Raw genomic sequence first — 23543 nt, forward strand, 5'->3', positions numbered from 1 at the left:
CCTCCTTGCGATAGTGCTGTTCGAGCGTTACCGGGCTCGTCGAAGTCTAATCTTCCGCGCGGACGGCCGACCGCCGGGCGGTCGACTGCCACATCACGCGAACGGCGTAAACCATCCTGCACCGACGTACCCGTACGAAACGTCCGACAACAAGCAGAAGTGCCCGGCGCCTTGGAGGCACCGGGCACATGAGCGCCCCGAAGGGGGCGCGGGGCTCCGCCGCGTGGGCGCGACCGGCCACGACCGGCCCGCGGTCGACGTCGGACGGGCACCGAGAGACGGCGCCCCTCCGCCACACCGCTACGCGCGACCGGCAGCCTTCTGGCTCCGACGGCTGACGGAGTCGATGACGACCGCCCCCAGCAGCACCGCACCCGTGATCATGTACTGGATCGACTGGTTCATGTTCAGCAGGTCCAGACCCGTCTGGATCGACTGGATGACGAGCATGCCCAGCAGCGCCGACCACACCGACCCCCGCCCACCGAAGAGGCTGGTGCCACCGATGACGGCCGCGGCGATCGCGAGCATCAGGATGTTGCCGCCACCGGCGGACAGCGTCGCACTGGCGGTCTGACCGGCGAAGAACATACCGCCGACCGCCGCGAAACCACCGGAGATGGCGAACACGGTGATCCGGACCATCGGCACGTTGATACCGGCCCGGCGGGCCGCCTCGATGCCGCCGCCGACCGCGAACACCTGACGGCCGTACGTGGTGCGCCGCAGGACGAAGTCCACGACCACCAGCGCCGCCAGGAAGATCACCAGCGCGTTGGAGACACCGGACGCGTTGTTGAGCACGGCGGCGGCGGCGAAGGACGCGAGGGCGAGGGCACCGACGCGCAGCAGGATCTCGCTGGTCGGCCGGAACGGCACACCGGCGGCCCGACGACGGCGCTGCTCGTTGAGGTTCCCGACGAGCGAGAGCACCACGGCGAGGCCGGCCAGGAGGTACGCGCCGATGATGGCCTGGTCCATGAAGAAGGAGCTCTGGCCGAGCAGGCGGACCGGGCCCTCGTCGGAGGGGATGTTGATCGTGCCGCTCTCGCCCAGCAGCCACAGCATCACGCCGTTCCAGCCGAGGAAACCGGCCAGGGTGACGACGAAGGCGGGTACGCCGATCTTGGCGAAGAACCAGCCGTGCAACGCTCCGATGGCGATACCGGTGAGCACCGCGAGGACCAGCGCCAACCAGGCGTTCATCCCGTCGTTCACCACGAACACGGCGAACACGGTGGAGGCCAGACCGCTGACCGAGCCCACCGACAGGTCGATCTCGCCGAGCAGCAGCACGAACACCAGGCCGATGGCGAGCATGCCGGTGGCCGAGAGGAAGTAGCTGATGTTCGAGAGGTTGTCGGCGCTGAGGAAACGATCGTTCTGGAGCTGGAAGATCGTCCAGATGACGATCAGTCCGATGACCACCGGCAGCGAGCCCAGCTCGCCGCCCTTCACCTTGCGCTTGAACTCGGTGACGTAGCCCTTGAGGCCCTCTTCGCGGACCAGCAGACGGGGGTCGACGACCGTGACCGGCGCGGCCGTGGGGTCGTCGGCGGGCGCGACCGTGGTCTGGCCCTCCGCGGCGGTCTCGGGGGAATCACTCTTCACGGTCTTGGACGTGTCGCTCACTTTGCCGCCTCCGTGGTGCGCCGCTCGGCGCGACGGGTCACGGCGTTGTCCGTGGCACCGGTGATCGCGGCGATGATCTCTTCGTGGCTGGTGTCCTTCACGGAGAAGGAGCCGTTGTTCCTGCCCAGGCGCAGTACGGCGACGGTGTCCGCGACCGCCTTGACGTCGGCCATGTTGTGGCTGATGAGGATGACGGCGAGGTTGCGCTCGCGCAGCCGCTCGACCAGGTCGAGGACCTGCGCGGTCTGCTCGACACCGAGGGCGGCGGTGGGCTCGTCCAGGATGACGAGCTTGGGGTCGCCGATGAGGGCGCGGGCGATGGCGACGACCTGACGCTGACCGCCGGAGAGGCTCGCGATCGGGATGCGGACGCTCGGGATGCGGATGGAGAGCGTGGAGAGCAGCTCCCGGGAGTTCTTCTCCATCGTCACCTCGTCGATGACGCCCCGGTGCAGCAGCTCGCGCCCGAGGTAGAGGTTGCCGACGACGTCGAGGTTGTCGCACAGCGCGAGGTCCTGGTAGACCGTCGCGACGCCGAGTCCCTGCGCGTCGTGCGGCTTGTTGATCCTCACCGGATCGCCCTGCCACTCGATGACGCCCTCATCGATGGGGTGGACACCCGCGATCGTCTTGACCAGGGTGGACTTTCCTGCGCCGTTGTCGCCCACCAGGGCGACCACTTCTCCGGCGTGGACCTCCAGATCGACGTCGGTGAGTGCCTGCACCGCACCGAATCGCTTGGAGACTCCGCGCAACGCCAACACGGGCGTAGCGGACACGTGAACCATCTCCTTCGCCGCCTGACCGGCGGGGATGCCGCGCCGGGAACCGGGCGCGGAGGATGTGCGGGCCCCGCCGACCTGGGGGCCGCCGCACAAGGCTTACAAGGTGAACATGCGAGTGCCCGCCGCTCTCTCGGCGGCGGTTCCGTCCGGCGCCCGCCCCGGAAGCGGGGTATGGGTGGGGCGGGCGCCGGACAGGCTCAGTGGACCGGAGCGGCTACTCCAGGCCGGCGGACTTGCACGCCTTGGCGTACTCGGGGGTGCAGATGTCGGCGACCGTGTAGAGGCCGTCCTTCACCACCGTGTCCTTGATGTTCTCCTTGGTGACGGAGACCGGGACCAGCAGCTTCGCCGGGACCTTGTCGCCGGAACCGCTGGTCACCTCGGTGTCGGCCAGGGACTTGATGTCCTTCTTCTCCAGCAGGTTGACCGCCAGCTCGGCGGCCGTGTCGGCCTCCGGCTTGTAGGCCTTGTAGACCGTGGAGGACTGCGTGCCGGCGACGATCCGCTGGATGGCGGCCAGCTCGGCGTCCTGACCGGTCAGCGGGATGTTGCTGATCTTCGCACCCTTGAGGGTGTTGGCGATGCCACCGGCCATGCCGTCGTTGGCGGCGTAGACGCCCGCGATGTTCTTGGCGCCCAGCTGGGTGATGGCCGCGGACATCTTCTGGGCCGCGACGGTGTCCTTCCACAGGCCGGACTGCTCGTAGGCGATGTCGACCTTGCCGTCGAGGGCCTTGTGCGCGCCCTCCTTGAACTGACCGGCGTTCGGGTCGGCGTCGTCGCCGTTGATCATGACGACCTTGGCCTTGGGGGTCGCCTTGTCGCCGAGCGCGTCGAGGAGGGCCTGGCCCTGCAGCTCGCCGACCTTGACGTTGTCGAAGGAGACGTAGGCCGAGACCGGCCCCTGCGCGAGGCGGTCGTAGGCGATGACCTTGACACCCTTGTCCACCGCGGACTGGATGGAGGACTTGATGGCGGCGGAGTCCTGGGCGGAGACGACGATGACCTTGACGCCCTTGGTCACCATGGTGCTCATCTGCTGAGCCTGCTTGGTGGGGTCTGCGGCGGCGTTCGCGTAGTCGACCTTGCAGTCGGAGCAGAGCTCCTTGACCTTGTCCTGGAAGTACGGCCGGTCGAACTTCTCGTAGCGCGCGGTGACGTTGTCGGGCAGGAGGAGACCGATGGTCTTGCTGCCGGAGCCGCTGTCGCTGCCGCTGTCCGAGTCCTTGTCGTCGCCGGCCTTGCCACAGGCGGCCACGGACAGCGCCAGCGAAACCGCGGTGGCGCCGATCGCGACTCTACGCATCATTGCGTTCATTTGGGTTGTGCCTCCCTGACACGGGCCGCAGCACTGCGGCCGAGGTGGCTGGAAGTCAACTCGGCCACACGTGCGACGTCAAGAAGTAAATCCTTAACGGGTTGGCAACGGCGTGTTTCGTTCTCTAAGTGAAGACAGGGGTCGCGGCAAAGAGGGTTCCGTCCAAAAGGGTCGAATCACCCATCTCGCTGAGGGCCAGGGCCAGGGCCCCGAGGACCTCGGCTCGGCCGCCAAGTGCCCCTGGCAGCACCGAGAGTTGACGTGCGGCACTCGGGATCGCGTACCGGCCGACCGACTCCCTTATGGGCCCGAGGACCAGCTCTCCGGCCTCGGCGAGATCGCCGCCGAGGACCACGCGGCTCGGGTTCAACAGATTGCAGAGATTGGCGACTCCACTTCCGATGTGTCGGCCGACGTCGGCGATCACCCGACGGCAGCCCGGATCCCCGTCCCTCGCCAACCGTACGACCCCTTCCATGGTCAGGTCGGTGCCATGGCTGGACTGGAGGAGCGGCAGCACATAGCGTGCGGCCGCGAAGGTCTCCAGGCAGCCACGGTTGCCGCAGCGGCAGACCGGGCCGGATTCATCAAGAGTAATATGCCCGATTTCTCCCGCTGTGCCACCCGGGCCTCTGTAGATCTTGCCATCGATCACCAGTCCGGCCCCGACACCGCTGGAGACCTTGATGTACGCGAGGTCCCGCACCCCCCGGCCGCTGCCCCAGACCAGCTCACCGAGGGCGCCGAGGTTGGCGTCGTTGTCCACGTGCACGGTCACTCCCAGGCGGTCGCGCATCTCGGCGGCCGGCTTGGTGCCGGTCCAGCCCGGCAGGATGGCGCTGGAACCGAGCGACCCGGACTCCACGTCGATCGGGCCGGGGACGCCCAGACCCACGCCGGCGATCTTCGTGCGATCCACTCCGGTGGCCTCGATCAAACGGGTGACCAGCTGTTCCGCCCGGTCGAAGCCCTGGGTCGAGGAGGCGTCCACGTCCAGCGGCTCGGCCTCCTCGGCGAGCACCTGGTGCGCGAGGTTCCCGATCGCGACGCGCAAATGGGTGTGCCCGAAGTCCACACCGATCACGATGCCGGCGTCCCCGCTGAGCGAGACCGCACGCGCCCGCCGGCCACCGGCCGACGTGGGCGTGACCTCGACGGTTCCACCGTCCTTCAGTTCACGCACGATGTTGGAGACCGTCGCCGCGGACAGACCGGTCGTCCTGGCGATCTCCGCCTGCGTCAGCGACCCGGCGAGGCGTACCGCCCGGACGACGCGTTCGAGATTTGCTCGGTGCAGCGACGACTGCGACCCCGGAGTCTCCATCGACTCATCCACTCCCGTCCCAGGACGGGCGGCCCGCACGCCGCCCGTGACCCAGGCCACAGCCTCGGAACCCGGGTCACTTACAAGTTGTGAACTCCAAGCTCCGCCGAACGGGTTACCGCAGTCAAGTCCTTGAGGGAAACTGGGGTCGCCGAATGACCACTAAATGTCACTCTGCGGCTACTTGAGGTCCCGGAACGGGCTACTTGAGGGTGGCGGAGGTGAGACCCGCCTGTACCTGGCGCTGGAAGGAGAGGTAGACCACAAGCATCGGGATCATGGCGATGGTGACACCGGCGAAGAGGACGGGCAGGTCGGACGCGTAGCCCTGCTGCTGCTGGAGCTGGATGAGGCCCTGGGTGAGGACGTACCGCTCGGGGTCGTCGCCGCTCTGCGGCTGCATCAGGACCGTGGGCAGGATGAACTGGTTCCACTGCCCCAGGGTGTTGAAGATCCCCACACTGATCAGCCCCGGCTTGGCCATCGGCAGCATGACCTGGAAGAACGTCCGGGTGTGCGAGGCGCCGTCGAGGATGGCCGCCTCGAAGACCGCGGTGGGCAGCGTCCGGAAGAAGGCGTGCATGAAGAACACCGTGAACGGCAGCGAGTAGGCGACGTACACCAGGATCAGCCCCTGGTAGGTGTTCAGCATGTCGAGCCGTTTGACCATGAAGAACAGCGGCACCAGGGCGAGGAAGACCGGGAACATCGCGCCGGCGACGAAGAAGTAGTACAGCAGCCGGTTGCCCGTGAAGGGGTAGCGGGCCAGGACGTACGCGGCCATCGAGCCGAACAGCATGGTCAGCGGCACGGAGAAGACCAGCACGATGACCGTGTTGACGAAGTAGTCCCCGATGCCCTTGTCCCAGGCACGGGAGAAGACCTCCAGGGACCAGTTCTCGGGCCAGCCGAAGGCCGAGCCGCCGATCTGCGCGTCGGTCTTGAAGGCGCTGAGCACCAGCCACAGCAGCGGCAGCACGATCAGCAGGGCCCACAGGGCGAGGAACCCGTGCGAGAAGACGTTCAGCGCGACGCCTTCGCCGCGCTCGTCGCCCGGACCGGCCCCGCCCTTGTTCACCGTCGGGCCGGTGGGGACCGAGTCGCCGCGCGAGGCGGTCTTGAGGGGTGCACTCATCTTCTGTCGTCTCTCCCGCTCAGAACTCGACGCGCTCGCGACGGGTGGCGCGCAGCATGACCACCGACACGATCAGGGTGAGGAGCAGCATCACGACGCCCATGGCGCAGGCGTAGCCGCTCCTGCCGTACAGCAGGAAGTTCCGCATCATCACGGTCGCCATGACCTCGCTGTGGTGGTCGGGGCCGCCCCCGTACTCGCCCGCGGTCATGGTGGAGACCAGGATGAACATGTCCATCGCCGCGATGCCGAGGTAGACCCAGGCGGTCTGCACGGAGTCCCACAGCAGCGGCAGGGTGATGCGGAAGAACGTGTGGGCGCGGCCCGCGCCGTCGATCAGCGCGGCCTCGTAGATGTCCCGCGGGATCGCCTGCATGGCGGCGGAGAACAGCACCAGGTAGAAGCCGACGCCGTGCCAGACGACGACGAGGATGAGGGCCCACAGCACGACGTTCGGCTCGTTCAGCCACTCGACGGGGCTGCTCTCGTCGACCAGCCCCAGCTTCAGCAGGAGGCCGTTGAGCATGCCCCCGCTGTCGCTGCGGTACACGGCCCCGAACAGGACCGCGAGGATCGCCAGCGACAGCACCTGCGGGAAGAAGTACACGATCTTGTAGAACCCCGACCCGGCGACCCCCGAGACCCCGCCGGCCCGGCCGCGGCCGCCCGCGTTCAGCATGAACGCGAAGAACAGCGCCAGCAGGATGGTGATCACCGGGATGAACACCAGGAAAAGGATGTTGTGCCAGATCGCCTGGAGGAAGATGTCGTCCTGGAACAACGCCGTGTAATTGTCCAGGCCGATGAAGGAGAACGTCTGCGACTGCCCCTTCCAGTCGGTCAGCGAATAGCCGAACGTCTGGATGTACGGCCAGATCACGAAGATCAGATAAAGCGCCACGGGCATGAGGAGAAATCCCGCGACGAACCGGTTCTGTCCTTTACGCATTGGCGTTTCCCTGCCTCGGCTTCCATGAGACGAAAGGCGCGCCCCTGTTTTCCGGGGACGCGGGGAACTGCGCGGCGAGCCACCACGAACTCGCAGCTCACCACAGTGCGCAGCTCTCCCGGCGCTCCGACGCCCCCACTAGTCCCGATGGTTCTTCTTGGAGTCGGGATCCTTGGCCTGCTTGTCCACGGCGGCCTGGGCCCGCTTGAGCCACTCGGCCGGCTGGATCCGCTTGGCCATCAGTTCGTTCGACGCGTTCTGGATCGCCGTGTCCATCTCGCTGTACCACTCGGTGTACAGGTAACGGAACGTGTGGTCACCGGCGGCCTTGGACACCTCCACCGTCGACTGCGTACCGGGCCGCAGGGAGACACCGGTGTCGACCCCGTCCTTCACGATCGTCAGGGAGTTCGCCTCCTTGGCGAACAGGGTCGACCACTCCTTGGAGAGCATCATCCGCATGAATTCCTTGGCGGCCGGCAGGTTCTTCGCCTTGGAAGGGATGATGAACGGCTCCCCGGAGCCGGCCCGGATCGCCTCGAACGGCATCACGCTGTCCGGCAGCAGGGGCATCGGCATGAAGGTCATCTCGAAGTCGTCCGGGGTCTGCTTCAGCTGCTCGTTCTCCAGCCAGGACCCGGAGGTGATGAACACGGCCTTGTACTGGTTCCAGCGGGCCTGGGACTCCGTGTGGGTGAGGCCGTTCGTGCCGGGCATCAGATAGCCCTTCTCGACGACCTCGTAGATCGCCTCGACGCCGGCCTTCGCGGCGTCGGAGCCGACGAACGCCTTCGGGTCGAGGTTGTCGATCGCCTTCATGGCCTCCAGACCGCCCGTCTTGGCGATCAGGTCCATGATGGCGACGTTGATGTAGTACGGGTACTTCCCCTGGTGGGCGAGGCCGCCGATGCCCTTGGCCTTGGCCTCCTTGCAGATGGTGAGGAAGTCGGCCCAGGTCTTGGGCTCCTCCCAGCCGTTCTCCTTGAAGAGTTTGCCGGAGTACCACAGGCCCCACACCGTGTAGATGTAGTTCAGGGCGACGACCTTGTTCTCCTGCATGCCCGCGTCGAGCGTGCCGGGGATCAGGGTGTCGCGGACCTTCTTGTCCGGGTCGTCGATCGAGGGGGCGTCGAGCACCTCGGCCAGGTCGAGGAGCTGGTCGTTCTTGTAGAGGACGTCGATCGGGATCTGCTGGGCGCCGGAGTCGTCGACGATGTCCGGCGGGTTGCCCGCGTTGAACCGCGGCTGGAGCTTGCCGGTGATCTCCTGGGTGCCGGTGTGGGTGGAGGTGACCCCCCACTTCTTCTGGAAGGCGGCCTCCCAGGCCTTGGCGTAGGCGTCGCCGTAGCCGCCCTTGAAGATGACGACGTCGAGCTTGCTGCCCTTCTTGACGCCGAAGGGGTTGGACGCGGAGGTCTTGCCCTGGCTGTCCTCGGAGGTGTCGTCGCCCCCGCCGCCGCTGGCACACGCGGACAGGACGCTCATCGTCGGGACGGTGATCAGGCCCAGCGCGGCGGAACGCTTGATCAGATCGCGGCGGCCGACGCCTTCGGGGCCGGCGACCCCGTCGGGGCCGTGGTCGTTCTCAGCGGTCGTGGATCCCATGCTCAAGTCCTCGCCTTCTCCAGGACTCAGGCGGTGAACCGGATCCTCCCGGCACCGCGGTCGGTTCAAGCTGGGGTCGTGCGTGAGGATTCAACAGGGGCAAGGCGGCGGTCCGCGCGCGGACACGTCCGCGACCACCGGAATTCCCCCGGGGTAGGGCCTGTCCGCATCGGGGTGACCACTCTGCGGACGCCGACAGGTATAGTCCACTTCCCGCCAGAGGGGCAAGATCGAATGCAAGGTTCGCCTTCGGTCTTTTCCGAGTTGAGACCTCTCGGACATATGAGCGACCTTGCGCCACCCGGCCAGAACATTCCGGCCATTCGCCCCGGACGTCGCACTCAACACCCTTGACATCACACGCCACTTCCACCCGTACTGGTCCCTGCGTTTACCAGGTGGACAACGTTGTCCTCATTCGGTCATCCCGTGATCGAAAACTGTCTCGTGGACGTGGGGAGGGTGCTCGCCGATGCGGCACGGACGGGGTTCCACGGTGGCGCTCGGCGCCGCCGCCTTCGCTCTGGTGGTGGCCTCGCAGGGCGCGGCGGTGGCGACACCGGACCGTCCGTCGGCCCCGGAGCGGGAGTTCAGCTCCTCGTTCGAACCGGACGACCCGGCTCCGGACTGGCGCAGCACCACCGACACGGCACCGGACGGTTCCCCGCGCGCGTCCGGCGTCGACGGCGGCTACACCACCGGCATCCCGGGCGACATCACCGACCGCGTCACCGACGTGCGGGCCAGTGGCGAGAACACGAGCGGCGGGGAGGTGAAGGAGAACCTCGTCGACGGCGAGCCCGGCACCAAGTGGCTCACCTTCCAGCCCACGGGATGGGCGGAGTTCGACCTCGACCGGCCCGCCGAGGTCGTCACCTACGCGCTGACCTCGGCCAACGACGCCGAGTCGCGTGACCCGAGGGACTGGACCCTGAAGGGTTCCACCGACGGCAAGGAGTGGAAGACCCTCGACACCCGGTCCGGCGAGAGCTTCGGGGAGCGGTTCCTCACGAAGTCGTACGACATCCCCGGCGACGCGGTGGCGGAGTACCGGCACTTCCGGCTCGACATCACCCGCAACAACGGCGCCTCGCTGATCACCCAGCTCGCCGATGTGCACCTCTCCACGGGCGGCGGGCAGGCGCCCGCGCCGAGGGAGATGCGATCGCTGGTCGACCGGGGCCCGAGCGGCTCCGCCACCGCGAAGGCCGGTGCGGGCTTCACCGGCGCGCGGGCCCTCGGATACGCGGGCCGGCACACGGCACAGGGCCGGGCGTACGCGTACAACAAGATCTTCGACGTGAACGTGGCCGTCGGGCGGGACACCGAGCTGGCGTACCGGATCTTCCCGTCGATGGCCGCCGGGGACCTGGACTACGACGCCACGAACGTCTCGGTCGACCTGGTCTTCACCGACGGCACCTCGCTCAGCGAGCTGGGGGCGGTGGACGGCCACGGGTTCCCGCTGTCGCCGCGCGGCCAGGGCACGGCGAAGGTGCTGTACGTCAACCAGTGGAACGACGTCGTCTCCCGGATCGGCCCGGTCGCGGCCGGGCGGACCGTGGACCGGATCGTGGTGGCGTACGACTCCCCGAAGGGCCCAGCGAGGTTCCGCGGCTGGCTCGACGACGTCACGCTGCGGGTGCGGGCGCCCGGGCGGCCGAAGCCGCATCTCTCCGACTACGCGGTGACGACCAGGGGAACGAACTCCAGCGGCGGGTTCTCCCGCGGCAACAACATTCCGGCGACCGCCGTGCCCCATGGCTTCAACTTCTGGACGCCGGTGACCAACGCGGGTTCACTGAGCTGGCTGTACGACTACGCGCGGGCCAACGACGCGGACAACCTCCCCACCGTCCAGGCGTTCAGCGCCAGTCATGAGCCGAGCCCGTGGATGGGCGACCGGCAGACCTTCCAGGTGATGCCCTCGGCCGCCGCCGGCACCCCCGAACTGAGCCGCTCCGCGCGGGCGTTGGCCTTCCGCCACGAGAACGAGACGGCCCGCCCGTACTACTACGGGGTCCGCTTCGAGAACGGCGTCAGGGCCGAGATGGCACCGACGGACCACGCGGCGGTGCTGCGCTTCACCTACCCCGGCGACGACGCGAGCGTCCTCTTCGACAACGTGACCGACCAGGCGGGCCTGACCCTGGACGAGGACGCGGGAGTCGTCACGGGATTTTCGGACGTGAAGTCCGGCCTCTCCACGGGCGCGACCCGGCTGTTCGTGTACGGGGTCTTCGACGCACCCGTCACGGACGGCGGCTCCACCGGCGTGAAGGGGCACCTCCGCTTCGACGCCGGCGAGGACCGCACGGTGACGCTCCGCCTGGCCACCTCCCTCATCGGTCTGGACCAGGCGAAGGACAACCTGCGCCGGGAGATCCCGGACGGCACGTCCTTCGGGACGGTGAAGCACCGGGCGCGGGCGCAGTGGGACCGGATCCTCGGGAAGGTCGAGGTCGAGGGCGCGACCCCCGAGCAGCTGACCACGCTGTACTCCAGCCTCTACCGCCTGTACCTGTACCCCAACTCCGGCTTCGAGAAGGTGGGTTCGAGGCACCGGTACGCCTCGCCGTTCTCCCCCATGACCGGTCCGGACACCCCGACCCGCACCGGCGCGAAGATCGTCGACGGCGAGGTGTACGTCAACAACGGCTTCTGGGACACCTACCGCACGACCTGGCCCGCGTACTCCCTGCTCTCCCCCGGCCGGGCGGGCGAGATGGTGGACGGCTTCGTGCAGCAGTACCGGGACGGCGGGTGGACCTCGCGCTGGTCCTCCCCCGGCTATGCGGACCTGATGACCGGCACCTCGTCGGACGTGGCGTTCGCGGACGCGTACGTGAAGGGGGTGGACTTCGACGCGAGGACGGCGTACGAGGCGGCCCTGAAGAACGCCACGGTCGTCCCGCCCTCGTCGGGCGTCGGCCGCAAGGGCATGGCCACCTCCCCCTTCCTCGGCTACACCTCCACCGACACCCACGAGGGCCTGTCCTGGGCTCTGGAGGGCTACCTCAACGACTACGGCATCGCCCGGATGGGCAGGGCGCTGTACCGGCAGACGGGCGAGAGGCGGTATGCCGAGGAGGCCGCGTACTTCCTCGACCGGGCCCGGAACTACGTGAAGTTGTTCGACGAGAAGGCCGGGTTCTTCCAGGGCCGGGACGGCACCGGGGCCTGGCGGGTGGACTCCTCGGCGTACGACCCCCGTGTGTGGGGCCACGACTACACCGAGACCAACGGCTGGGGCTACGCCTTCACCGCGCCCCAGGACAGCAAGGGCCTGGCCAACCTGTACGGCGGCCGCGCCGGGCTCGCGAGGAAACTGGACGCCTACTTCTCCACCCCGGAGACGGCCTCCCCCGACCTCGTCGGCTCCTACGGTGGCGTCATCCACGAGATGACCGAGGCCCGTGACGTGCGCATGGGCATGTACGGCCACTCCAACCAGGTCGCCCACCACGCGATCTACATGTACGACGCCGCCGGGCAGCCCTGGAAGACCCAGGAGAAGGCCCGCGAGGTGCTGTCCCGCCTCTACGTCGGCAGCGCCATCGGCCAGGGCTACCACGGCGACGAGGACAACGGCGAGCAGTCCGCCTGGTACCTGTTCTCCGCGCTCGGCTTCTACCCGCTGGTCATGGGCAGCGGTGAGTACGCCATCGGCTCCCCGCTGTTCACCCGGGCGACCGTCCATCTGGAGAACGGCAGGGACCTGGTGGTCGAGGCCCCCGAGAACAGCGCGCGGAACGTGTACGTGCAGGGTCTGAAGGTCGACGGCAGGGCGTGGACGTCGACCTCGCTGCCGCACTCGATCCTCTCCCGGGGCGGCACGCTGAGGTTCGACATGGGCCCGGAGCCGTCCCGCTGGGGCACCGGCGAGAAGGCGGCCCCGGTGTCGATCACGAAGGACGACCGGGCACCGGCGCCCCGTTCGGACGCCGTTCGGGGCGAGGGCGCGCTGTTCGACGACACCTCGGCGACGAAGGCGTCGGCCGGGACGGTGCCTCTTCCGGTACCGGCCCGCACGAAGGCGGTCCAGTACACGCTGACCTCGGCGGACCAGGGCGAGGCGCCGGCCGGCTGGACCCTCCAGGGCTCCTCCGACGGCGCCGCCTGGCAGACCCTCGACAGGCGCTCCGGCGAATCCTTCGCCTGGGACCGCCAGACCCGGGTCTTCTCGATCACGGCCCCGAAGGCGTACGACCACTACCGCCTCGTCGTCGACGGCACGGCGACGCTGGCGGAGGTGGAGCTGCTGGCCTGACCGCGGCCGGGACCGGGAGCGGCGACGCACCCGGTCCCGGCCGGGTCTCAGCCCACCCTGCAGGGCAGCGTGGTCGCGGGATCACCTCCCGGCCCCTGCACCACATAGCCGAAGGTCGCGGTCTTGCCCGGATCCAGTGCCCCGTTCCAGTTGGCGTTGTGCACCATCACGTTCTGCCCGGTGTAGGTCGCGCTGCCGCTCCAGAGGCTGTCGACCTTCTGCCCGGCGGGCAACGTCCAGTCGACCATCCAGCCGAGCATCGGCACATCACCGGTGTTGGTGACGACGACCTCGGACTGGTAGCCGCCGGACCAGCTGTTCGTCGTACGGCGGGTGGCGGTGCACGTGCCCGGGACCGGCTCGCTGGGGTTGCCGGGCTGCTTGATGCCGGTCACCTCGCCGTTGCCGCCGTCGAAGACGATGTCGGAGCAGGAGTAGAAGGTCTCCTGGCTGTCCGAGCGCTGCCAGACCATGTAGATGAGGTGGCGGCCCGACTTGTTCGCCGGGAGCCTTCCCCGCCAGGAGTAGTTGGCCTCGACCGTGCCCGGGCTGCCCGTCAGCGGCGGGTGATCGACGCTGAGGAAGGGCTGCGCCTCCAGGTCGTTCCAGGTGAGCGTCTTCGTCGGGTCGAAGCCGTCCTTGGTGATGTAGACGTAGAACCAGCCCGGGTGCGCCGCCCACGCGTTGTACGAGAAGTCGACGGTCGCGCCGGAGGTGAGGTGGGTCAACGGCCAGTCGGCGCTGGGTGTGTTGAAGCCGGTGAAGTTGGTGTTGCCGCCGCTGCAGAGCTGCCCGTCCGGGACGAAGCCTCGGGTGCGGCCGGCGCCGTCCGAGCGGAGCACCGAGAACCAGTTGTAGAACGGGGTCGTCCCGCTCACCTGCTGAGCGGAACGGCACGCCGGGTTGACCGGTTTGATCTCACCGGTGTCGGTCAGCCCGTCCTGCCAGCACAGGAACGTGCGACTGCCGGGTTTCATGGGGGTGCCGTGCGCCTCCGCCTTGCCGCTGCCGGCCGCGACGACCAGGCCGAGGGCCGGAATCGTGGTCACGAGGGCGAGCAGGACGAGCAGGAGTGCCTGGTGGCGGCGGGGCAGCCTTAATCGTAAATTTGTCACGCGCATGACATGGGCTCCTTGCGTGTACGGCTGAGAGGTGGGGGACGTACGCGTGCCGGTGCGAAGGTGCGGGTGTGCGGTGCCCGTGCGAGGTGCCGGTGAGCGGTGCCGTCGCGAGGCGCTGGTGTCGAGCGCCGGGCGCGGTGGCGGTGTGCGGTGCCCGTGCGTGGACGGATGGTGCGGGGTGGGAGCGGGTCCGGGCTCGACGGGTTCCGGTCCGCCGGGCATATGGGAGCGCTCCCACCCCCACCTACTCCGGAAGCTAGCGCGGAGCGCCGCGCTTGTAAACGGCTGCGGGCGGGCGCTGTCGCCCGCGGTGCCCGCTCAGGCGACCGGTCCCCGCGTCCAGGCGCGTTCGGTGCGCCGGCGGACGTCGTCCAGCAGCCGGCGGGTGAGCTTCGCGTGCGTCCCGGTGCCGAGGGCGAGGAGGCGGTAGAGGCCGCCGGCCGGACCCGGGAAGGCGGCGCGGGTCTCCGCGCGCAGACGGACGTGGTCCGGGCCCTCCTCGTCGAGGCGAAAGGTCCAGGTGTAGGAGGAGAAGCGGTGACGGCCCAGGAGGGTCAGCTCCCGGGGCGGGGTCGCGGCCGCCGTACGGAAGCCGGGGAACGTCGTCGCGCCCTCCACGGGCGGGCGCGGTCCGGCGGCCGTGTGGTCGGCGCAGCCCACGAGCTTGGCGTAACGGACCACGGCGGGACGGGAGAAGGCCCAGTCGAGCGTCTCGGCGAGGGCCCACCAGGTGTCATCGGCGTTCGCCTCGATGAGGACGGTGTGCTCGTCGACGAACGGGAGGGGGGCGCTGCGCCGCTTCGGTGCATCCATGGGCCAAGTCTTCGCCCTTCGGCCTCGACAACGCCAGGGTTCCCTCCGGCGAGGTGCGCGACAGCCGGTGGGGCCGCTTCCCGGCTCAGCCGCCCGGCAGTTGGTCGCGTAGGGCTCCGGGGGGTGTCCTCGGGGCTGCTCGTCGGCCGGCTTCGGCTGCCCGGTCCCGGTGGACCCGGTGGGCCCCGGCGCACGACGGACGGTGATCCGGCGGCTGCCGGGGCCGGGCACGGTCCGGGGGCGTGGGGGGGGCGTCGGTCGTAGCACCGTCGCCCGGGATGCCGTCGGACGCGACGCCGCCGAGATCGGCCCGCTGCCCGGCGCCGAGGGTCCGCGGGGCACCGTCTCCGCCGGACGGCCTCGCCGGAGGTGGTGTTCCCCACCCCGTCGAGCCGCGCGGCGAGCGTGCCGACGGACCGGCCCCGCATCCGGAGGTACGCCGGGGCGGCGGCTCTCCGGCGCACCGGGGACGTACCGCCAACTCCGCTGACCGAAGAGGGCGTTGGCACGGACCGGCCACGGCAACCCCTTGAGCCTCTCTCCACGCGCCGCCCACTCTGATCACTGGCTTCCGCCCACCAGGCCGGAAGCGTTCGTCAGCGTTCAGGGGAGGACGCACCACCTATGCGAAGACTCCACACCCTCGGGGCCGCGGCAGGAGCGGCCGGTCTGCTCGCGGCGGCGATCACGCCCGCGACCGCCGGCCCCGGCATCGCCGATGCCCGCACCCGGGCCATCGGCATCGGCAGCGCGACCGGCGGCGGGACGACCGGCCCCGTGAGCGCGCCCACGAGCCGGACCGTCACCCTCATCACCGGGGACACCGTCTCGATCACCCCCGGCCCGGACGGCAGACACGCCGTCGACGTGCGGCGCGGTGCGGGGCGCGAGGCCGCCACGTTCCTGTCGAGCGAACGCGACGGCGAGATCAGTGTCCTGCCGACGGACGCCATCCCGCTGGTGCGGGCGGGCCGCCTCGACCCGGCCCTCTTCAACGTCACCCGGCTGGTGAAGCAGGGATACACCGACGCGAGGACCGACAGCACCCCCGTGATCGCGACGTACGACAAGGGCCGTGCGACCCCCGTCGGCGCCCGCCGTACGCTCGCGCTGCCCGGCATCGACGGTGCGGCGCTCAGCGCGAAGAAGTCGACCGCGTTCTGGGCGGACATCGCCCCCGCGCTCGGCACCGAACCCACCTCGAAGGCCGCGCGACGGCTCGGCGGGGGTCTCGACCGGATCTGGCTGGACGCCCAGGTGAAGGTGTCCCTGGAGACGAGCGTCCCGCAGATCGGCGCGCCCGAGGTGTGGCGGTCGGGCCACGACGGCAAGGGCGTGAAGGTCGCGGTCCTGGACACGGGCGTGGACACCGGGCACCCGGACCTCGCGGACCGGATCGCCGACTCCCGGAGCTTCGTCCCGGACCAGGCGGTGCGGGACGGCCACGGGCACGGCACCCATGTGGCGTCCACGATCGCCGGTTCCGGAGCGGCCTCGGACGGCAGGCGCAAGGGCGTGGCGCCGGGCGCGGAGCTGCTGGTCGGCAAGGTGCTGAACGACGCGGGCAAGGGCCAGTCGTCGTGGATCATCGCGGGCATGGAGTGGGCGGCGAACTCCGGCGCGAAGATCGTCTCCATGTCACTGGGCGGTACGGCGACCGGCTCCTCCGACGTGCTCAGCGAGACCGTCGACGAGCTGTCCGCGTCCACCGGCACCCTCTTCGTCATCGCGTCGGGCAACGCCGGTCCGGGCGAGCAGACCGTGGGCACCCCGGGCATCGCCGACTCGGCGCTCACCGTCGGCGCGGTCGACAAGTCCGACAAGCTGGCCTCGTTCTCCGGACGCGGCCCGCGCCCCGGTGACTTCGCGGTCAAACCGGAGATCACCGCGCCGGGCGTGGGCATCACCGCGGCCCGTGCCGCCGGTACCGCCATGGGTACGCCGGTCGACGACGACTACACGGCGGCGAACGGTACGTCGATGGCGACCCCGCATGTCGCGGGCGCCGCGGCGCTGGTCGCGCAGGCGCACCCGGACTGGACCGGGCGGCAGATCAAGGAAGCCCTGGCGAGCACGGCGAGGACCAACGCCGACGACTCCGCGTTCGAGCAGGGCGACGGCCGGGTCGACGCCGTGCGGGCCGTCGGGCAGAACGTCTTCGCGACCCCGACGCTGAGCTTCGGCCGGTTCGAGGACGGCGACACCGGGGTCACCACCCAGGACATCACGTACACCAACGCCACCGACAGAGCAGTGGAGTTGAAGATCTCCTCGTCGCTCCCCGACCTCACCGTGGGCGATCACTCTCTGACCGTCCCCGCGCGGGGCACCGCCACGCTCCCGGTCGGCGTCGACCCCGCCCAGGAGAGCGAGGGCAGGTACACCGGCCATGTGACGGCGACCGCCGACGACATCCAGGTCACCACGGGCGTCGGCTTCGAGAAGGCTCCGAAGACGTACGACCTCGCGGTCTCCCTCCTGGGCCGGAACGGCAAGGCGCCCACCGGCGGGTCGATCTACACGCTCATGGAACTGAACAACGCCATCCCCGACGAGTACGGCTTCCTCGGCACCGGCTGGACCTGGGAGGTCCCGGCCGGCACCTATGCCGTCTCGACCTGGATCCCGGACCGCGACGCGGGTGGTCTGGCCGTCGGCACCTCCGTCGTGATCAGCCCCGAGATCAAGGTGAACAAGGACACCGAGGTCGTCCTCGACGCCCGCAAGGCGGTGGAGATCAAACCGAGGACGAAGCAGAACTCCGAGTTCCAGGGTTTCACCACCAATGTGCACCGCGAGGGGGCGACCAACGGCTGGGGGCTCACCTACAGCCAGGGCTTCTGGACCAAGCACGTCTATGTCACGCCGACCGAGCGGGTCACCGAGGGCACCCTGGAGTTCACCGCCAAGTTCCGCATGTACGAGAAGGAGTTGACGGCGAGCGTCACCAGCCCGCAGAAGACCTCTCTGTCCTCCCTCTACTACTCCCAGACGTACGAGGACTTCCCGCTGAAGATCAGCGGTGACCACAGGGTCCGGGCGGTCGACGCGGGCGGCGGTACCGAGGCCGACTTCGCGGGGCTCGACGTCAGGGGCAAGGTGGCGGTGGTCGCGCTCGGCGCCACGGAGCGGGCGCAGAACGCGCTGGACAACGCGACCAAGGCCGGCGCCGGTTACCTCATCGCGTACCGCAGGACACCCGGGTTCTGGATCGAGACCGTGGACCGGGCGACCACCGTCCCACTGATGATCGCCACCGGCGAGGAGGGCGCCGCGCTCACCGGCCTGCTGAAGGCGGGCGAGAAGGTCACGCTGAAGCTGAGCGGTACGCCGGTCAGCCCGTACGTCTACAACCTGCTCGCCGCACAGAGCGGAGCCATCTCCGCGGACCAGACATACGACCTCGACCACTCCAACACGGTGAAGCGGAAGGCCCGTTACCACGGGGCCACGGCCGGCGAGATCGGCGCGGACGCCCTGTACACCTTCCGCCCCTGGCAGCTGTTCGGCGTCGAGAGCAGCCACTCCATGCGGCTCGGTACGGAACGCGACGAGTACTACTACGTCGACCCCGACACCCGTACCTGGCACACCGTCTATCCGAACTGGGAGACGCTCAGGGGCCAGTGGAGCCCGCTGCGGACCTTCGACAAGGCGGGCACGGACGAGCGCGCCGAGAACTGGCTGCGCCAGGTGATCCGCCCCGGAGCCAGCGAGGAGTACGGCCTGTCCAGACGCACCGGTGACGAACTCACCATGTCGGTGACGGAGCTGAACGACTCCGCGCCGGGCCACTACGGGTACATCGACGGCACCGACACCACCGGCAAGGGCAGGCTCTACGCGGACGGCAAGCTGGTCGGCGACTCGCTGCTCGGCGGCTACGGCGTCTTCGACGTGCCGGCGGCCGAGGCCTCGTACCGCTTCGAGCTGGACGTGCGGCGCCGGGCAGCCTGGGCCAAGTACTCCACGAGCACGCACACCGAGTGGACCTTCGCCTCGGCGCACACCACCACGGAGACGGTCCTGCCGCTGCTCACGGTCGGCATCGTCCCGCAGGGCCTCGACCTCCTCAACCGGGCCAAGAGGGGACAGGAGTTGAAGATCGATCTGCCGGTCGCCGACCAGCTGGGCAGTGTGAAGGCGCGCAGCCTCGAGGCCTGGGTCTCCTACGACGACGGCACGTCCTGGAAGGAGGTGAGGGTGAAGAGCGGCAAGGCGCGGTTCACGCCGGCAAAGGACGCCGAGTCGGTGTCGCTGCGGGTGCGGGCCACCGACCGCGACGGCAACGGGATCGACCAGACCGTGCTGAGGGCGTTCGGCCTGACGTAGGAGCGGACCTGTGGCGGACGCGACCCGAAACCGACGTCACCCACCACATGTGCCTCAGCCTTAACAGAGTTCGTCTACCGTGCCGGGACATGGTGAACACGGCACACGAGACGGCGCACGCCACCACAGAACCGGCCCCCGCCGCGAGCCCCTGGTCCGCGGTGGGGGTCTCCGCCTTCGACGAGCTGGTGTACCGGTCGGTCCTCCACCAGCCCGACGCGGGCGCGGCCGGCTGGGCGCTGCTGACCGGCGCCGAGCCGGCCCGGGTCCGCGACTCCTGCAACCGGCTGCTCGCGCTCGGTCTGCTCCAACCGCCGGACTCCATGGGCGGGTTGCGCGCGGTCGACCCCCGGGTGGCGATCCGGGCGCTGATCCGGCGGCGCGAGACCGAGTCCGAACTCCTGGCCGCCACCGCCGAGGAGATGGTCACCGCACACGAGGCCGGACTGCTGCGGGAGGAGCCGTCCCGGCTGGTCGAGGTGGTCTCCGGCGAGGGCGCCAACGCGGCTCGCCTGGAGGAGCTGTACGCACGGGCCGAGCACGAGGTGTGCGTCTTCGACACTCCCCCGTATCTGGCTCCGCGCACCCCGCAGTTGGACCTGCAGTCGGATCTGCTCAGCCGCGGGATCATCTATCGCACGGTGTACGCGGCGACCGCCCTGGAGGACCCGGACGTCCTCCTCCACGCCTGGAAGATGGTCGAACTCGGCGAGCAGGCGCGGGTGATGCCCTCGGTGCCGGTCAAGATGCTGGTGGTCGACGGCCGTCGGGCGATGCTGCCGCTGACCTCGTCCGACGCGGGCGGCTACTGCGCGGCGGTCGTACGGCACTCGGCGGTGACCGAGGCGCTGCAGAAACTGTTCGACCTGGCCTGGCAACAGGCGACGCCGCTCGGTCAGCCGGTCGGTGAGGGTGAACTCTCCGAGGGGGAGCGGACGTTGACCCGGCTGCTGGCGGCCGGGATGAAAGACGAGGCGGTGGCCCGCCATCTCGGGGTGAGCCTGCGGACCCTGCGGCGGCGGGTGAGTGAATTACAGGACCGGCTCGGGGCAGCGAGCCGCTTCCAGCTGGGGGCACGGGCGGCGCAGCGAGGCTGGCTGTAGGACCACACGAAGGGCCGCACGCGAGGAAGTGCCGAAGGGCCGCACCCCCGTCACCGGGGATGCGGCCCTCAACCGCCGTACCGGACCGCTTACTTGCGGATCAGGCTGCGCAGCACGTACTGCATGATGCCGCCGTTGCGGTAGTAGTCGGCCTCACCGGGGGTGTCGATGCGGACGACCGCGTCGAACTCGACACCGCTGTCGGTGGTGACCTTCACCGTGCGCGGGGTGGTGCCGTTGTTCAGCTCCTCGACGCCGGTGAAGGAGAAGGTCTCCTCGCCGGTGAGGCCGAGGGAGGCGGCCGAGGCACCCTCCGGGAACTGCAGCGGGAGCACGCCCATGCCGATGAGGTTCGAGCGGTGGATGCGCTCGTAGGACTCGGCGATGACGGCCTTGACGCCGAGGAGGGCCGTGCCCTTGGCCGCCCAGTCACGGGACGAACCGGAGCCGTACTCCTTGCCGGCCAGGATGACCAGCGGGATGCCCTGCTCGATGTAGTTGCGCGAGGCGTCGTAGATGAAGGAGACCGGCCCGCCGTCCTGCGTGAAGTCGCGGGTGTAGCCGCCCTCGGTGCCCGGCGCGATCTGGTTGCGCAGGCGGATGTTGGCGAACGTGCCGCGGATCATGACCTCGTGGTTGCCTCGGCGGGAGCCGTAGCTGTTGAAGTCACGACGCTCGACACCGTGCTCCGTGAGGTACTTGCCTCCGGGGGTGTCGGCCTTGATCGCACCGGCCGGGGAGATGTGGTCGGTGGTGACCGAGTCGCCCAGCTTGGCGAGGACGCGGGCGCCGGCGATGTCGGAGACCGGGGTGGTCTCCATCGTCATGCCCTCGAAGTAGGGGGGCTTGCGGACGTACGTCGACTCCGCGTCCCACTCGAAGGTGTTGCCCTCGGGGATCGGCAGGGCCTGCCACTGGGCGTCGCCGGCGAAGACGTCCTTGTAGGACTTGTTGAACATGTCCTCGCCGATGGCGTTGGCGACGACGTCGTTGACCTCGGCCTCGGAGGGCCAGATGTCGGACAGGTAGACCGGCTTGCCCTCCTGGTCCGTGCCGAGGGCGTCGCGGGTGATGTCCACCTTCATGGAGCCCGCGAGGGCGTACGCGACGACCAGCGGCGGGGAGGCCAGGTAGTTCATCTTGACGTCGGGGTTGATCCGGCCCTCGAAGTTCCGGTTGCCGGAGAGGACCGAGGTGACCGCGAGGTCGTGGTCGTTGACGGCCTTGGAGACCTCCTCCGGCAGCGGGCCGGAGTTGCCGATGCAGGTGGTGCAGCCGTAGCCGACGAGGTTGAAGCCGACCTTGTCGAGGTAGGGGGTCAGGCCCGCCTTGTCGAAGTAGTCGGTGACGACCTTCGAGCCCGGGGCGAGGGTGGTCTTGACCCACGGCTTGCGGGTCAGGCCCTTCTCGACCGCCTTCTTGGCCACCAGCGCGGCGGCGACCATGACGTACGGGTTGGAGGTGTTGGTGCAGGAGGTGATGGCCGCGACCGTCACCGCGCCGTGGTCGATCTCGTACGTCGAGCCGTCGGGGGCGGTCACGGTGACCGGGTTGGACGGGGCTCCGTTCGGGGCGACGGCCGGGGAGTCGGAGGCCGGGAAGGACTCCTTGCCGGACTCGTCCACGGAGTCGACGTAGTTGAGGACGTCCTGCTTGAACTGCTCGGCGGCGTTCGCGAGGACGATACGGTCCTGCGGGCGCTTCGGGCCGGCGATGGAGGGGACGACCGTGGAGAGGTCCAGCTCCAGCTTCTCGGAGAAGTCGGGCTCGGCGGCCGGGTCCAGCCAGAGGCCCTGCTCCTTGGCGTACGTCTCGACGAGCGCGAGCTGCTGCTCGGAGCGACCGGTGAGCTTGAGGTACTTGATGGTCTCGCCGTCGATCGGGAAGACCGCGGCGGTGGAGCCGAACTCCGGCGACATGTTGCCGATGGTGGCGCGGTTGGCGAGGGAGGTGGCGGCCACGCCCTCGCCGTAGAACTCGACGAACTTGCCGACGACACCGTGCTTGCGCAGCATCTCGGTGATCGTGAGCACGAGGTCGGTGGCGGTGGTGCCGGGGGTCAGCTCACCGGTGAGCTTGAAGCCGACAACCCGCGGGATGAGCATGGAGACCGGCTGGCCGAGCATCGCGGCCTCGGCCTCGATGCCGCCGACGCCCCAGCCGAGGACGCCGAGGCCGTTGACCATGGTGGTGTGCGAGTCGGTGCCGACGAGGGTGTCGGGGTACGCCTGGCCGTTACGGACCATGACCGTGCGCGCCAGGTGCTCGATGTTCACCTGGTGGACGATGCCGGTGCCGGGGGGTACGACCTTGAAGTCGTCGAAGGCGGTCTGGCCCCAGCGCAGGAACTGGTAGCGCTCCTTGTTGCGGCCGTACTCCAGCTCGACGTTCTGCGCGAAGGCCTCGTTGGTGCCGAACTTGTCGGCGATGACGGAGTGGTCGATGACCAGCTCGGCCGGGGAGAGCGGGTTGACCTTCGCCGGGTCGCCGCCGAGCTCCTTGACGGCCTCACGCATGGTGGCGAGGTCCACGACACAGGGCACACCCGTGAAGTCCTGCATGATCACGCGGGCCGGGGTGAACTGGATCTCCTGGCTGGGCTGGGCCTGCGAGTCCCAGCCGCCGAGGGCACGGATGTGGTCGGCGGTGATGTTCGCGCCGTCCTCCGTGCGGAGCAGGTTCTCCAGCAGGACCTTGAGGCTGTAGGGCAGGCGAGCCGAGCCCTCCACCTTGTCCAGCCGGAAGATCTCGTACGACTCGTCGCCCACCTGCAGCGTGCTGCGGGCGTCGAAGCTGTTCGCCGACACGACAGTCTCCTTCATTCCATGTGCGCGTACCACCGCATCCTGCCGCCACGCCCCCTTGGCCGATCCGCTAAGGTAAGGCTAAGTTAGGTAGCCCTTACCTTCGGACCGACCTCGACGTGCGGCCGAGGTGCGCCTCGGCAGATATCTCGATGTCGAGATAACAGTAGTACATGGGCGCGGGCTGGTCATGCCCGGCCGGATGTGGCGTGCGCCAATCTCCGGGCGCCCCTCGATCGTCCACCGGGCGCCCCGAAGCCGCGAACGGGCGGCCACCGGGCGCCCTGGGGCGAGGCCGGGGGCGCCGCTATTTGCGTTGCACGGCGGTTTCCCGGGTTCCTAGCATGGTGGG

Annotated in this window: 13 protein-coding genes; 3 read left to right on the plus strand and 10 right to left on the minus strand. The window is 69.2% G+C overall.

Features of this window, described 5'->3' with window-relative positions; all coding sequences use genetic code 11:
• Nucleotides 1–300: 300 nt before the first annotated feature.
• The 7 genes from ACFU5F_RS10170 to ngcE all read right to left on the minus strand — a co-directional run bounded on the left by ACFU5F_RS10170 (nt 301) and on the right by ngcE (nt 8748).
• Nucleotides 301–1632 carry a sugar ABC transporter permease gene (locus ACFU5F_RS10170; protein ID WP_383884650.1) on the minus strand — a complete coding sequence of 444 codons (1332 nt, stop codon included), beginning with the start codon at nt 1630–1632 and terminating at the stop codon, nt 301–303.
• Nucleotides 1629–2420 carry an ATP-binding cassette domain-containing protein gene (locus ACFU5F_RS10175; protein WP_383884653.1) on the minus strand — a complete coding sequence of 264 codons (792 nt, stop codon included), beginning with the start codon at nt 2418–2420 and terminating at the stop codon, nt 1629–1631. Before ACFU5F_RS10175 ends, ACFU5F_RS10170 begins: the two co-directional genes overlap by 4 nt.
• A gap of 211 nt (nt 2421–2631) precedes the next feature.
• A complete protein-coding gene (locus ACFU5F_RS10180) occupies nt 2632–3735 on the minus strand; it encodes a sugar ABC transporter substrate-binding protein (RefSeq protein WP_383884656.1) in 1104 nt (367 codons plus the stop codon).
• A 124-nt stretch (nt 3736–3859) separates the two neighbouring features.
• On the minus strand, nt 3860–5059 hold the full coding sequence (locus tag ACFU5F_RS10185; protein ID WP_383884659.1) for an ROK family protein: 1200 nt from the start codon (nt 5057–5059) through the stop codon (nt 3860–3862).
• Between the two features lie 202 nt (nt 5060–5261).
• Nucleotides 5262–6194, minus strand: a complete 933-nt coding sequence (locus ACFU5F_RS10190; RefSeq protein WP_383884662.1) for a carbohydrate ABC transporter permease — start codon at nt 6192–6194, stop codon at nt 5262–5264.
• Between the two features lie 19 nt (nt 6195–6213).
• Nucleotides 6214–7143: a carbohydrate ABC transporter permease gene (locus ACFU5F_RS10195; RefSeq protein WP_383884664.1), complete on the minus strand. Its 930-nt coding sequence runs from the start codon at nt 7141–7143 to the stop codon at nt 6214–6216.
• A gap of 138 nt (nt 7144–7281) precedes the next feature.
• A complete protein-coding gene (ngcE, locus tag ACFU5F_RS10200) occupies nt 7282–8748 on the minus strand; it encodes an N-acetylglucosamine/diacetylchitobiose ABC transporter substrate-binding protein (protein ID WP_383884667.1) in 1467 nt (488 codons plus the stop codon).
• 472 nt (nt 8749–9220) lie between these two features.
• Here ngcE and ACFU5F_RS10205 point away from each other — a divergent pair, with 472 nt between their 5' ends.
• Complete coding sequence (locus tag ACFU5F_RS10205; RefSeq protein WP_383884670.1) at nt 9221–13018, plus strand: GH92 family glycosyl hydrolase; 3798 nt, start codon at nt 9221–9223, stop codon at nt 13016–13018.
• A 47-nt stretch (nt 13019–13065) separates the two neighbouring features.
• Here the strand turns inward: ACFU5F_RS10205 and ACFU5F_RS10210 are convergent, their stop codons facing one another.
• Nucleotides 13066–14139, minus strand: a complete 1074-nt coding sequence (locus ACFU5F_RS10210) for a lytic polysaccharide monooxygenase (RefSeq protein WP_383884673.1) — start codon at nt 14137–14139, stop codon at nt 13066–13068.
• Between the two features lie 318 nt (nt 14140–14457).
• Nucleotides 14458–14952 carry a hypothetical protein gene (locus ACFU5F_RS10215; protein ID WP_383884676.1) on the minus strand — a complete coding sequence of 165 codons (495 nt, stop codon included), beginning with the start codon at nt 14950–14952 and terminating at the stop codon, nt 14458–14460.
• A gap of 624 nt (nt 14953–15576) precedes the next feature.
• Between ACFU5F_RS10215 and ACFU5F_RS10220 the strand changes: the two genes are divergently transcribed.
• Both ACFU5F_RS10220 and ACFU5F_RS10225 read left to right on the plus strand, forming a co-directional pair.
• Nucleotides 15577–19284, plus strand: coding sequence for a S8 family serine peptidase (locus tag ACFU5F_RS10220; RefSeq protein ID WP_383884679.1), 3708 nt, complete (start codon nt 15577–15579; stop codon nt 19282–19284).
• Between the two features lie 89 nt (nt 19285–19373).
• The gene (locus ACFU5F_RS10225; protein ID WP_383884682.1) at nt 19374–20387 is read left to right on the plus strand and encodes a helix-turn-helix transcriptional regulator; all 1014 of its coding nucleotides are present in this window, start codon (nt 19374–19376) and stop codon (nt 20385–20387) included.
• A gap of 89 nt (nt 20388–20476) precedes the next feature.
• Here ACFU5F_RS10225 and acnA read toward each other — a convergent pair whose 3' ends face one another.
• Nucleotides 20477–23194, minus strand: coding sequence for an aconitate hydratase AcnA (gene acnA, locus ACFU5F_RS10230; RefSeq protein ID WP_383884684.1), 2718 nt, complete (start codon nt 23192–23194; stop codon nt 20477–20479).
• Nucleotides 23195–23543 lie beyond the last annotated feature (349 nt).

Source organism: Streptomyces sp. NPDC057438 (assembly GCF_042802995.1).
Lineage (GTDB): Bacteria > Actinomycetota > Actinomycetes > Streptomycetales > Streptomycetaceae > Streptomyces.